12 protein-coding genes are annotated in these 13,059 nt (G+C 72.5%); 10 read left to right on the top strand and 2 right to left on the bottom strand.

Translation table 11 applies throughout. The annotated features are described in order from the left end of the window. Positions 1 to 141 precede the first annotated feature (141 nt). From ABT063_RS35985 to ABT063_RS35945, 9 genes are all read left to right on the top strand, one after another. Positions 142 to 1,062 (top strand): alpha/beta hydrolase family protein, encoded by a 921-nt coding sequence (locus tag ABT063_RS35985; protein WP_351064381.1) that lies wholly within the window; start codon positions 142 to 144, stop codon positions 1,060 to 1,062. Between the two features lie 394 nt (positions 1,063 to 1,456). Continuing rightward, entirely contained in the window at positions 1,457 to 2,497 is a 1,041-nt protein-coding gene (locus tag ABT063_RS35980; protein WP_351064380.1) for an alpha/beta hydrolase, read from the top strand. Positions 2,498 to 2,522: 25 nt separating this feature from the next. Next, complete coding sequence (locus ABT063_RS35975; RefSeq protein WP_351064434.1) at positions 2,523 to 3,740, top strand: acyltransferase family protein; 1,218 nt, start codon at positions 2,523 to 2,525, stop codon at positions 3,738 to 3,740. Beyond that, the gene (locus ABT063_RS35970) at positions 3,733 to 5,193 is read left to right on the top strand and encodes a sensor histidine kinase (RefSeq protein ID WP_351064378.1); all 1,461 of its coding nucleotides are present in this window, start codon (positions 3,733 to 3,735) and stop codon (positions 5,191 to 5,193) included. Before ABT063_RS35975 ends, ABT063_RS35970 begins: the two co-directional genes overlap by 8 nt. Then, positions 5,190 to 5,864, top strand: coding sequence for a response regulator (locus ABT063_RS35965; RefSeq protein WP_351064376.1), 675 nt, complete (start codon positions 5,190 to 5,192; stop codon positions 5,862 to 5,864). Before ABT063_RS35970 ends, ABT063_RS35965 begins: the two co-directional genes overlap by 4 nt. Before the next feature lie 138 nt (positions 5,865 to 6,002). Beyond that, positions 6,003 to 7,337 (top strand): sensor histidine kinase, encoded by a 1,335-nt coding sequence (locus ABT063_RS35960; protein ID WP_351064375.1) that lies wholly within the window; start codon positions 6,003 to 6,005, stop codon positions 7,335 to 7,337. Next, a complete protein-coding gene (locus tag ABT063_RS35955) occupies positions 7,334 to 7,999 on the top strand; it encodes a response regulator (RefSeq protein WP_351064373.1) in 666 nt (221 codons plus the stop codon). Before ABT063_RS35960 ends, ABT063_RS35955 begins: the two co-directional genes overlap by 4 nt. A gap of 68 nt (positions 8,000 to 8,067) precedes the next feature. Beyond that, complete coding sequence (locus ABT063_RS35950; RefSeq protein ID WP_351064371.1) at positions 8,068 to 8,502, top strand: VOC family protein; 435 nt, start codon at positions 8,068 to 8,070, stop codon at positions 8,500 to 8,502. A 45-nt stretch (positions 8,503 to 8,547) separates the two neighbouring features. After that, on the top strand, positions 8,548 to 9,765 hold the full coding sequence (locus ABT063_RS35945; RefSeq protein WP_351064369.1) for a cytochrome P450: 1,218 nt from the start codon (positions 8,548 to 8,550) through the stop codon (positions 9,763 to 9,765). Between the two features lie 143 nt (positions 9,766 to 9,908). On the opposite strand, the gene ABT063_RS35940 is transcribed toward ABT063_RS35945, so the two are convergent. Next, positions 9,909 to 11,513, bottom strand: a complete 1,605-nt coding sequence (locus tag ABT063_RS35940; protein WP_351064367.1) for an ABC transporter permease — start codon at positions 11,511 to 11,513, stop codon at positions 9,909 to 9,911. After that, the gene (locus tag ABT063_RS35935; protein WP_351064365.1) at positions 11,510 to 12,442 is read right to left on the bottom strand and encodes an ABC transporter ATP-binding protein; all 933 of its coding nucleotides are present in this window, start codon (positions 12,440 to 12,442) and stop codon (positions 11,510 to 11,512) included. The genes ABT063_RS35940 and ABT063_RS35935 overlap by 4 nt, the downstream gene beginning before the upstream one ends. 103 nt (positions 12,443 to 12,545) lie before the next feature. Between ABT063_RS35935 and ABT063_RS35930 the strand changes: the two genes are divergently transcribed. Beyond that, positions 12,546 to 13,037: a GbsR/MarR family transcriptional regulator gene (locus tag ABT063_RS35930; protein WP_351064363.1), complete on the top strand. Its 492-nt coding sequence runs from the start codon at positions 12,546 to 12,548 to the stop codon at positions 13,035 to 13,037. The last annotated feature ends 22 nt before the right edge of the window (positions 13,038 to 13,059 follow it).

Genomic DNA, 13,059 nt, shown 5'->3' with positions numbered 1-13,059 from the left:
CCGTTTGCCCCTCACCGAGCGTGACATCCCCGTGTCCGCGCACGTCATGGGCCTGATAGCGTCCCGGCCAACGGCCGAGTTCTCTCCTGGTCCGCCCTGTCCGTTCCGTCCAAATCCGTTTCGTCGCTGAGAGGTTGGAGCATGCCGGACGATGCCGCAGCACGCGATGCCGCAGCACCGCAGAACGCAGCTGCCCGGGCCGCCATGGAAGAGGAGTCGGCCTTCTCGCACCCGGCGGTCGACCCCGACACCACGGCCGCGTACGGCGACCACCCCGACCAGCTGATCGACTTCTACGCCCCGCACGGCGAGCGCGGATCGGGCGGTCCGGCTCCGCTGGTGGTCGTGCTGCACGGAGGTGCCTGGCGGGCGCCGTACGATCGCCGGCACATCTCGCCGTTCGCGGACTTCCTGGCGCGCCGGGGGTTCGCGGTGGCGAGCGTGGAGTACCGGCGGGGGCGTGCGGGTTCGGATTCGGGTGCGGAGGGGACCGGACCCGTCGCGGGCCGCTGGCCGGACACCTTCGACGACGTCGCCGCTGCGCTGGACGCGCTCCCCGGGCTCGTCCGCGAGGCCCTTCCGCAGGCAGACTCGCGCCGCACGGTCGTCACCGGCCACTCGGCGGGCGGCCACCTCGCCCTGTGGGCGGCCGCCCGGCACCTACTGCCCGCCGACGCCCCCTGGCGCGCTGACCGGCCCGCCCCGCTGCGCGGCGTGGTCGCCCTCGCCCCGATCGCCGACTTCACGGTCGCCGACAAACTGGACGTGTGCGGGGGCGCCGTACGGCAACTCCTCGGCGGCGACGAGGACTTCGCCGAGCGTCGGCCGTACGCGGACCCGGCGCTCCTGCTTCCCACCGGCATCGCCACCACGCTCGTCCAGGGACGCGCGGACCTGGACGTCCCGCAGGCGGTCGCCGAGTCGTACGCGGACGCGGCGGCGAAGTCCGGTGAAGTGGTGGGCCTGACGCTCCTGGAGGACGTCGGCCACTTCCCGCTGATCGACCCGGCGGCGGACGCGTGTGCGGTGGTGGCGGAGGAGATCGCGCAACTGGCGTGGTGAGGGCTGTTGTTGGCCCGGGCGGGGACGCCCCTGAGAGCGGGCAGGGGTACCCGTAATACCTGAGAGCTACGGCGCAGGTGAGCTCCCTGGCGTGACGCGGACGACGAGCGCGGATTCGTAACTTCCCAACCAGACAGGCCCGATGAGCGGGCGGACTGGGAGGAAGACGACCGTGGGACTCGAAACGGGGGAGACCGCAGAGGCGGCAGCGACGACCGCCGGGGGCATCGAGGGCACCGGAGGCACCGGAGGCACTGCGGGTGCCGGGGGCGCAGGGACCATAGGGGACGCACCGGGACGGCGAACCGGCATGCGGCGCCGTACGTCCGGCCGACACCGCATGTCTGGGGGGCACCGCATGCCTGGCGGGCACCCCACGCCCGATGGGCACTGCATGCCTGGCGGGCACCCCACGCCCGGCCGACACCGCACGCGGAATTGGCTCCGCGGCCTCCTCGCCGCCCTCGTCACCGCCGCCGTCGTGGCCCCCCTCTCCGCCGCCGCGCAACCGCAGACCCCCGCCCCGGCTCCGGCCGCCCTCGCCCCGGTGACGGCGGCCACGCTGGACGAGGCGTACGCGGCGCACCGGGCCAACGCCGCGGAGGCGTCCCGCATGGCCGCCGCCCACGGCGACCGGGGCCGCGCCGCGACCGACCGCGCCATGGCCGACCCGTCCCGTCACTTCCTCGCCTTCGACGGCCGCGGTTCGGGCCGGGCGACGGAGGTCTTCGGCGACCTGGCCCACGCCGACCGCGTCGCGGTCCTCGTCCCCGGCTCCGACACCTCGCTCGAGACGTACGCCCGCTTCCGCGCGACCGCGACGCACTTGCGGGACGAGCTGACACGGCAGGCTGGCGCGGACTCCGCCACCGGAACCGGAACCGACACCGACACCGGAACCGGCAGCACCGGCCCCCGCACGGCCGTCGTGGCCTGGCTGGGCTACGAGACGCCGGGCACGATCAGCGCGACCGTCACCACGACGGGCCGCGCCGAGCAGGCGGCCCCGCACCTGCGCGAGTTCATACGGCACCTGCGCGGCATCGTCGGCGAGCAGGCCCGGGTCTCCCTGCTCTGCCACTCGTACGGCTCGGTCGTCTGCGGCCGCGCCGCCTCCGGCCTGGACGCGGACGACATCGCCCTGGTCGGCAGTCCCGGCACCGGCGCCGACACGGCCGCGGCCCTGCACAGCCGGGCCCGGATCTGGGCGGCCCGGGGCAGCGACGACTGGGTGCGGGAGGTGCCGCACGTCAAGGCCGACCTGTTCGGCACCACCGTCGGCTTCGGCACCGACCCCGTCTCCCCGTCCTTCGGGGCCCGCGTCTTCGCCGCCGGCGACGGCGGTCACAGCGACTACTTCGCACCGGGCTCGCTCTCCCTGACCAACCTGGCCCGGATCGTCCGGGGCGAGACCTCAGAGGTGACCCATGCGTGAGACGACCCGTGAGATGACCCGTGAGATGACCCGTGAGCCGGCCCCGCACCGCGCGTGGCAGGGGATACGGCAGGGCGCCGACCGGGTCGACGCCGCCACCCCCGCGGACCGGGACCGCGCGGTCGACGCCCTGCGCGCCTTCGCGATCCTCGGTGTCGTGCTCGGCCACTGGCTGGTGACGGCGCTGGTCGCGGACGGCGGCGGGCTGCGCACCGCGAGCCCGTTGCGGCACATGCCCTGGCTGGCCCCGATCTCCTGGGTCTTCCAGACGCTGGCCGTGTTCTTCCTGGTGGGCGGTCATGTGGCGACACGCGGCTATGCCTCGGCCCGCGCCCGTGGGACGACGTACGGCCAATGGCTGGCCACCCGTATGTCCAGACTCTTCAAACCGGTCGCGGCCGTCCTGGTGCTGTGGACGGTGATGGTGATCGCCCTCCTCCTCACGGGCGCCGAGTTCGCGACGGTGCACACGCTGGTCAAGCTGGCCCTGTCCCCCCTGTGGTTCCTCCTCGTCTTCGCGGCCCTGACGGCGGCGACTCCGTTGTTGACGCGACTCAACCCGCTCTGGCCGTTGGCGATCGTTCTTCACGTGGACCTGCTGCGCTTCGGCCTCGGCGGCCCGTCCTGGCTCGGCTGGGTGAATGTGGCGGCGGGCTGGCTGGTGCCGTACACCCTGGGCGCTGCCTGGACCCGCGGGGAGCTGGAGCGCCGCCGCGCGGGCTGGGTGCTGCTGACGGGCGGTGCGCTGACCACGGCGGTGCTGATCGCCTGGGCGGGCTACCCGGCGTCGATGGTCGGCGTCCCCGGCGCCTCGGTCTCCAACCTGAACCCGCCAACGCTGGCCGCCGTCACCTTCGGCCTGGCCCAGTGCGGCCTGGCCCTGCTCCTGCGCGACCGGCTGCGCCGAGCGATGAACCGTCCCCTGGCCTGGGCGGCGGTGGCCCTGGCCAACCTCTCCGCAATGACGATCTTCCTCTGGCACCAGACGGCCCTGATGGCCACGACGGCCACGGGCCTCCTCGCAGGCCGCCTCCCCGGCCTGCACACACTCCCCGACGGCTTGGACTGGGTGGCGGCCCGACTGGCCTGGCTCCCGGTCTTCACCCTCGCCCTGACGGTGTGCTGGGCGGCCTTCCGCTCCTACGAACAGGGCCCGCGCCGCCGTGTCGGCCGCCCGTCCCGAGTCGTCTGTGTCCAGCGCCGCCCGCATTCCAGGGGAGCGCGGGCGGCCCGCGATGCCTAGGGTTGACGACGTGACGGAGACGGGGACCCAGCACGGGATCGCGAGCCGCGTCCTGCGCGGGCTGCGGGTGCTGCGCGACGACCTGTGGACCCTCCGGCCGGACCCGCTGCCCGCCGTCGGATGGCTGCGCCGGTTGCCGCACGTCGTGATGTTCCTGGCCGCGCTCGGCATCACGATCGGCGGCACGGCCCAGCTCACGGACAACGGGAAACTGGGCTTCGGCCTCGCCTTCCTGATCGCCCTCGCGCAAGGCGGCGCGGTGCTGCTCGCGCTGTGGCGGCCCATCCCCGCGTGGTGGCTGTCGATAGCGGCCACGGTGGTGGGCGCCGTCGCGGTGCGTGGCCGGCTGCTCTCCGGCGCGGCGCACGACTTCGCCTGGCCCTGGACAGCGGCCGGCATCATCGCGCACCTGCTCGTCCTGCTGCTGCTCGCCCTGCGGGTGCGCACGCGGGTCTCCGTCGAGGCGCTGGCCCTGACCGTGCTGGCCACCTATGTCCTCCAAGGGCTGCTGGGCGCGCCGGACTTCCAGGACACCGGGGTGCTCGTGGTCGCCCTGTCCGCGGTCGTCGTGGTCCTCGGCACCGCGCTGCGCGGTCGCCGCGAGGCGCGCGCGGAACTCGGCCGGCAGGCCACGCTCACCGCCGAGGAGCGGGCGCGGCGCACGCTGCTGGAGGAGCGCAACCGCATCGCCCGGGAGCTGCACGACGTGGTGGCCCACCACATGTCCGTCATCTCGATCCAGGCACAGGTCGCTCCGCACCTCGTCGACGACCCGCCCGATGAGCTCAAGGACAATCTCGCGGGAATCCGGCAGAACGCGCTGGAGGCGCTGACCGAGCTGCGCCACGTCCTGGGCGTGCTGCGCCAGGAAAATCCCGACGCCCCGGAGCCGTCCGACGGATCCGACACCGGCACCGCCCCGCACGCCCCGCAGCCCACCCTGGACCGGCTCGACGCGCTCGTGGCGAACACCCGGGCCGCGGGCCTGGCCGTCACCGTGGAGGTCGTGGGGAAGCGGCGGTCGCTGCCGCCCGGCGTGGAGCTGTCGGCGTACCGGATCGTGCAGGAGGCACTGAGCAACGTCCTGCGCCACGCGCCCGGCGCATGTGCGCGCGTCGAACTCGCCTACCTCTCGGGCGCGTTGAACGTGAAGGTGATCAATTCGCGGCCGACGCAGCCCGCCCCGCAGTCGCCGGGTGCCGGACACGGGCTGCTCGGCATGCGGGAACGGGCCACGATGCTGGGCGGTGCCCTGCGCGCGGGGCCTGCGCCGGACGGCGGCTACCAGGTGTCCGCCTACCTCCCGGCGGCCGAACTCTCCGACGGCCTGGGCTACACCTCCTCGGGCGGCATCGCCGTCACCGGGCCGGGCACGAACCCCGTCTCCACCAGCGATACGGTCACCCACCCGGCCCCCGATCAGGCCACGGACCCGAAGGACGACACCGCATGACGAGCGGCACCATCCGCGTACTCATCGCCGACGACCAGCAGATGGTCCGGCAGGGCTTCACCGTGCTGCTCAACACCCAGCCCGACATCGACGTGATCGGCCAGGCGGTGGACGGCCTGGACGCCGTCGCCAAGGTCGCCGAACTCGCCCCGGACGTCGTGCTCATGGACATCCGCATGCCCGAGCTCGGCGGCATCGAGGCCACGCGCCGCATCACCGGTGAGCGCCCGGACATCAAGGTGCTGGTGCTCACCACCTTCGACCTCGACGAGTACGTGTACGAGGCGCTCAGAGCCGGCGCGTCCGGGTTCCTGCTGAAGGACGCGTCGGCGGACAAGCTGGCCGAGGCGGTGCGGGTGGTGGCGGCCGGTGACGCGCTGCTCGCGCCGGGCATCACCCGCCGGCTGATCGCCGAGTTCTCCCGGCTGGGCGACCGGCCCCGGGCCCCGCTGAAGGAACGCGTCGGCGGTCTGACCGAGCGGGAGACCGAGGTACTCGCCCTGATCGCGCAGGGCCTGTCGAACGCGGAGATCGCCGAGCGCCTCGTCGTAGCCGAACAGACGGTGAAGACGCACGTCGGCCGGATCCTGGTGAAGCTGGGCCTGAGAGACCGGACACAGGCGGCGGTGTTCGCGTACGAGTCGGGGCTGGTACGGCCCTCGGGGTACTGACCTGCGGCGGGCCGGTCCGGTCCGACCCCGTCCGGTCCGATCCGAGTGCGGATGTACCCGTAGTACCTGAGAGGGACGCCGAATGACCCTTCTCACTGGTGACGCCCGCGACCCCCGCCCCCGCCTACCGTTCTGTACGTGACCGAGACGACCCAGATCCACACCACGCCGCCGGGCGACGGGGCCAAGTCGCGCAGCCCGGAATTCCGGCTGGCCGCGGGCGCCCTGCGCGGGCTGCGGCAGGACCTGTTCCACGACGCTTTCGCCTACCGCCCGCTCCCTCGCATGCGCGGCGACGGCCCGCTGACCAAGCGGCTGCCCGCGCGCCTGCGGGAGTACGCGGTCTGGACGCCGCACGCCGTGATCAGCACGGCCGCCCTGCTCGCCCTGCTCATCGCCACCGTCGATCAGGGCGCCGGCCTGCTGCTCGGCCCGCTCGCCGTGATCCCGATCCTGCTGACCATGGCCCGGCCGGTCGGAGCGTTCTGGCTGTCGATGGCGGCAGCCCCGCTCGCTCTGCCGTTCGGAGACCGGTGGGCCGAGTGGCCGTGGCTGCCGGGCAGCTTCGCCTGCCATCTGACGGTGCTGACGGTCGTGGCCGTGCGCACCAGGCCGCGCACGGCCGGGTGGATGTGGGCGCTGACCGCGGCGTACGGCATCCTCGCGGAGACGTTGTTCGGCTCGGGCCGCTACTCCACCAACACCGGCCCCATGCTGGTCGTCTCGGCACTGGTCCTGCTCTGCGTCGCCGTCTGGCACATCCGCCGCACGGCCGAGCAGGAGGTGACCGCCCAGCAGACGGTGACCGCGCACGAGCGCTCCCGCCGCACGCTCCTGGAGGAGCGCACGACGATCGCCCGCGAGCTGCACGACGTGGTCGCGCACCACATGTCGGTCGTCGCCATCCAGGCGGAGGCCGCCCCCTACCGGGTGGAGAACCCGCCGCCGGAGCTGGAGCGCGCCTTCGCGACGATCCGGGAGAACGCCGTCGCGGCCCTCACCGAACTGCGCCGCGTCCTGGGCGTCGTCCGCGCCGAGGACTACGAGGCCCCGGACGCCCCGCAGCCCACCCTCGCCGACCTGGACGGCCTGCTCGCCAATGTGCGGGACACGGGCCTGAGCGCCGAGAAGGTGGTGATCGGAGCGGTGCGGGACCTCCCGCAGGGCGTCGAGCTGTCGGCGTACCGCATAGTCCAGGAGGCGCTGAGCAACACCCTGCGGCACGCGCCCGGCGCGAGCGCCCGCGTCGAGATCGGCTACGTCCTCGGCGGCCTGGGCCTGCGCATAGTCAACGGTCCGCCGCCCGCGCCGGCCCTGGTGAAGCCCTCGCCCGGAGCGGGGCACGGCATCACCGGCATGCGGGAGCGCGTCTCCATGCTGAACGGCGAGATGACGGCGGGCCCGACGGACGAGGGAGGCTATGAAGTGGCGGTGTTCCTGCCGGTGACCGGTGTGAGCGAGGGTGACGCATGACCATCCGCGTCCTGATCGCGGACGACCAGATGATGGTGCGCGAGGGCTTCTCGGTCCTGCTGAACGCGATGCCGGACATCGAGGTCGTGGGCGAGGCCGTCAACGGCCGCGAGGCGGTCGACCGCGTCCGCGAGCTCACCCCCGACGTGGTCCTGATGGACATCCGCATGCCCGAGCTGAACGGCATCGAGGCGACCCGGGAGATCGTCGCCGCGGACGGCGCGGCCAAGGTGCTGGTGCTCACCACCTTCGACCTCGACGAGTACGTGTACCAGGCGCTCAGGGCGGGAGCCTCCGGTTTCCTCCTCAAGGACGCCTCTGCCCGCCAACTCGCCGACGGAGTACGGGTGGTGGCCTCCGGCGAGGCGCTGCTCGCGCCCTCGGTGACCCGACGGCTGATCACCGAGTTCTCCAAACTGTCCACCACTCCACGCCTCCCGCCCACCGCGCAGGCGGCGTACGGAGACCTGACCGAGCGGGAGACGGAGGTCCTGGTCCTGATCGCGCAGGGCCTGTCCAACGCGGAGATAGCGGAGCGGCTGGTGGTGGCCGAGTCGACGATCAAGACACACGTCAGCAGGGTCCTGGTGAAACTGGGCCTCAGGGACCGCACGCAGGCGGCGGTGTTCGCGTACGAGGCCCGACTGGTCACACCGGGCTGAGCGGTCCGCGCGTTCTGCGTCCGCGCGGTCTGCGCGGCCGGGGCATGGGGGAGAAGTACGGTGAGGGCATGGAACAGCGCATCACGTTGATCACGCTGGGTGTTTCCGATCTCGCGCGCGCCAAGGCCTTCTACGAGGCCCTGGGCTGGCGGGGCCAGGAAGTCGAGGAAACCGTCTTCTTCCAGGCGGGCGGCCTGGGACTGGTCCTGTGGAGCCGCGACAAACTCGCGAGGGACTGCGGTCTGGAGCCCGGCCCGGCGGGCGGTTTCGACGGCATCGTCCTGGCCCACAACGTCCGTTCCGACGCGGAGGTCGACGCACTGCTGGCAGCCGCGGAACGGGCCGGCGCCACCATCACCAAGCCCGCGGCCGTCAACGTAGTCGGCTTCTACTCCAGCGCCTTCACCGACCCGGACGGCCACGCCTGGGAGATCGCCCACAACCCTGGGTTCCCGCTTGCCGAGGACGGCACGATCACGCTGCCGGATTTCGGTGGCGAATAGGGACACCCCTGGTCAGCGTGGGAGTCGGCAGGCTAGCGTCCCCGCATGGCAGCTGTTTCCGACCTCGCGTTCGATCCCTGGGACCCGGCGTTCGTCGCCGACCCGTACCCCGCCTACGCCGAGCTGCGGGCCCGGGGCCGGGTGGTGTACTACGAGCCCACCGACCAGTGGCTGGTCCCGCACCACGCGGACGTCTCGGCGCTGCTGCGGGACCGCCGCCTCGGCCGGACCTACCAGCACCGGTTCACGCACGAGGACTTCGGGCGGACGGCGCCGCCGGCGGAGCACGAGCCGTTCCACAGGCTCAACGATCACGGGATGCTCGATCTGGAGCCGCCGGACCACACGCGGATCCGGCGTCTGGTGTCGAAGGCGTTCACCCCGCGCACGGTGGAGCAGCTGAAGCCGTACGTCCACGGGCTCGCGAACGACCTGGTGGCCGCCTTGGCGGAGGCGGGCGGCGGGGACCTGCTGACCGATGTCGCCGAGCCGCTGCCGGTCGCGGTGATCGCCGAGATGCTGGGGATCCCGGAGGCCGACCGGGCGCCGTTGCGGCCCTGGTCGGCGGACATCTGCGGGATGTACGAGCTGAACCCGTCGGAGGAGGTGGCGCGGCAGGCGGTGCGGGCCTCGGTCGAGTTCTCGGAGTATCTGAAGGAGCTGATCGCCGAGCGCCGCAAGGAGCCGGGTGAGGATCTGATCTCGGGGCTGATCGCCGCGTACGACGAGGGTGACCGGCTGACCGAGCAGGAGATGATCTCGACCTGTGTACTGCTGCTGAACGCGGGGCACGAGGCCACGGTGAACGCGACGGTCAACGGGTGGTGGGCCCTGTTCCGCAATCCGGAGCAACTGGCGGCCCTCCGTGCGGACCACTCGCTCGTGCCGTCCGCCGTGGAGGAGCTGATGCGTTACGACACCCCGCTCCAGCTCTTCGAGCGCTGGGTGCTGGACGAGATCGAGATCGACGGGACGACGATCCCGAGGGGCGCGGAGGTCGCGATGCTCTTCGGCTCCGCCAACCATGACGCTGAGGTCTTTCAGGACCCCGAGCGGCTCGACCTCACCCGCGAGGACAACCCGCACATCTCCTTCAGCGCCGGCATCCACTACTGCATCGGCGCACCCCTGGCCCGTATCGAGCTGGCCGCGTCGATGACGGCGTTGCTGGAGAAGGCTCCGACGCTGAGGCTTGCGGCGGAGCCGCGGCGGAAGCCGAACTTTGTGATCCGGGGGCTTGAGGGGCTGCGGGTCGAGGTGTGACGGTGTGCGGGGTGCCGCCTGCTGTCCAGTTGCCCGGCGTGGGTGCAGGGCGGGGATGGGGCGCGCGGCCCGGCGCTACGGGGGTGCCGCCTTCTGCGGGTCGGGAGCCGCCCCAGCGGCACGACTGCCCGCAGCGGGGCGGCTCACGTCGTCAGGTCCCGCCGTCGCAACCCGGCCAGCCCCACCCCGACCAGCGCGACCGCCAGCAGCAGGAGAACCACCACCGGCCCCCACTCCATCCCCCCACCCGGCAGCTTCGGCAGGTGACCGAACGGCGACAGGTCCAGCACCGCCTGCGGAGCGTCCAGCGCGGGCCCGACCCAGCCGATCAGCAGCACCGCCCCGGCCACGCCCCAGGCCGCCATCGCCGCCCGAGGCGCCACGCCGTGCAGGAGTACGGTCAGCCCGCCGATGGCCCACACGGCCGGGACCTGCACGAGGCATGCCCCGAGGATCGGCCCGGCCTCTTTGCCGTAGCCCACGGCGAAGCCGAGACCGGCGAGCAGCATGATCAGTACGGTCCCGCCGAAGGCCACCGCCAGATGACCGGCGGCCCACCGCAGCCGGCCCACCGCGTTGGCCAGCACCGGTTCCGCGCGCCCGGAGGTCTCCTCGCCGTGCAGCCGTAGGACGGAGGCGACGATGTAGAGCGCGGCGATCAGGCCGAGCATGCCGATCATCGCCGACAGGAACGCGTCCGTGATCCCCGCCCGGCCGCCCATCCGTTCGATGATCTGGCGGGCGTTGTCGTTGTCGCCGACGAGGTCGGCCGCCCCCTCGGTCAGGCCGCCGTAGACGACCCCGGCGAGGAAGAAGCCGATGCTCCAGCCGAGCACGCTGCCCCGCTGCAACCGCCAGGCCAGCGCACCCGCCGACGCCAGGCGGCCGAAGGCCGGTCCCGGCCGGGTCGGCAGGAAGCTCATGCCGATGTCGCGGCGGCCGGCCAGTGCGTAGGCCACGGCGCCCTGGGCCACCACCGCCGCGACGAACAGCAGCAGCACCCACCAGCGCTCGTCCGCGAACGCCCGTACGTTCTCCAGCCAGCCGAGCGGTGACAGCCAGGTCAGTACCGACGAGCCGTCGTCCGTTGCCGAGTCGCCCGCCGCGCGCAGGACGAACGCGGCACCGAGCACCGCCGCCGTCAGTCCGCGGGCCAGGCGCGCGCTCTCCGTGAGCTGGGCGACGATCGCCGCCATCGTGGCGAACACCATGCCCAGGCCCGCGATCCCGAGCCCGAGCGCCAGCGCGCCCGAGGCTCCCTGGCCGGCCAGTCCGGCGGTCAGCAGCAGCGCCAGTACGGCGTTCGCGACCGCCGCCGTGAGCAGGGCCGCCGTCAGGGAGGCCCGGCGGCCCACCATCCCCGACGCCACCAGCTCCTGACGGCCGCTCTCCTCCTCGTCCCGGGTGTGCCGTACGACGATGAGCAGGCTCATCACGGCCGCCAGCGCGCCCGCGTAGAGGCCGGCGCGCCAGGCGGTCAGTGCGCCGAGCGAGTCGCCGAAGACCGGGCCGACCATGGCGCGCAGCGAGGCGTTGGTCTCCATCTGCCGCAGCAGGTCGGCGCGTTCGGCGGCGGTGCCGTACAGGCCCTTCAGGGTGTTCGGCATGGAGAGGACCATCAGCGCGTTCACCGCGACCCAGAGCGGGATCATCGCGCGGTCGCGGCGCAGGGCGAAGCGCAACAGGGTGCCGGTACCGGCCAGTTGGCGCGAACTGGCGGGCCGTACGTCGAAGGCCGTGGCGGTCATCGGGCCACCGCCTCTCCCTGTACGTCTGCCCGTACGTCCTCCTGGTAGTGCCGCATGAACAACTCCTCCAGCGTCGGCGGGGTCGACGTCAGCGACCGCACGCCGGACTCGCTGAGCGAGCGCAGTACGGCGTCCAGCTTGTCGGTGTCGACCTGGAGCCGGACCCGGTTGCCCTGGATGTCGAGGTCGTGGACGCCGGGGAGGTGGGACAGTCCGTTGGGGGCGGCGGCGAGTTCGGCCGTGACGCTCGTGCGGGTCAGGTGGCGCAGGTCGGCGAGGGAGCCGGTCTCGACGGTGCGGCCCTTGCGGATGATGCTGACGCGGTCGCAGAGCTCCTCGACCTCACTGAGGATGTGCGAGGACAGCAGGATCGTGCGGCCCCGGTCCCGCTCCTCCTCCACACACCGCTGGAAGACCTCCTCCATCAGCGGGTCCAGGCCCGAGGTCGGCTCGTCCAGGATCAGCAGGTCGACGTCCGAGGCGAAGGCCGCGACCAGGGCGACCTTCTGCCGGTTGCCCTTGGAGTACGTGCGGCCCTTCTTCGTCGGGTCCAGCTCGAACCGCTCGATGAGCTCGGCCCGGCGCTTCTTGTCGAGTCCGCCGTCGCGCAGACGGCCGTAGAGGTCGATGACCTCGCCGCCGGAGAGGTTGCGCCACAGCGTCACGTCCCCGGGGACGTACGCGATCCGGCGGTGCACCTCCACGGCGTCCGTCCACGGATCGCGGCCGAGTACCCGCACGGCGCCCGAGTCGGCGCGCAGCAGGCCGAGCAGAACACGGATGGTGGTGGACTTGCCGGAGCCGTTCGGGCCGAGGAAGCCGTGGACCTCACCGGTCTCGACGTCCAGGTCGAGGCCGTCGAGCGCGTGCGTCCTGCCGAACGACTTGTGCAGACCGGATACCTCAAGGGCGGGGTTTGCCTTCGTCATGATTCAGAACGTACGCTTCCTTCAGAAATTTGTGAAGTTAAGGAAGCATCAAAATGGCGGATAGACTCGTGGACGGTGTCTGAGCAGGGGAGATGATCGAGGCATGACGGAAGGGCCGGGACGGGACACGGAGGCGGTCTCGCGGTTCGTGGAGCACTTCGCGGCTCAGCTCGTCGAGGCCGGCCTGCCGCGGATGCCCGCCCGGGTCTTCGCCGCGCTGCTCGCCTCCGACACCGGCACCCTGACCTCCGCCGAACTGGGCGAACAGCTGCGGATCAGCCCCGCGGCCGTCTCCGGGGCGGTGCGCTACCTGGCGCAGGTGCACATGGTCTCGCGCGAGCGGGAGCCCGGCTCGCGCCGGGAGCGGTACCGGGTGCACAGCGACCAGTGGTACGAGGCACTGACCAACCGCAACGCGATCATCAAGCGCTGGGAGGACGCCCTGCGCGAGGGCGTCACCAGTCTGGGCGCGGACTCCCCGGCGGGCCGCCGGCTCGCGGAGACCCTCGCCTTCTTCGAGTTCGTCGAAGGCGAGGTCGAGGCCATGATGGAGCGCTGGCGGGTGCACCGGGACGAGATGTTCGGCCAGGGCTGAGCCGCAAACCACACACGGCCTT

This window comes from Streptomyces sp. NPDC002838, from assembly GCF_040295365.1.
Classification (GTDB): Bacteria; Actinomycetota; Actinomycetes; order Streptomycetales; family Streptomycetaceae; genus Streptomyces.
Note: the sequence above shows the minus strand (reverse complement) of the source record. Positions and strands in the feature narration are given on the sequence as shown.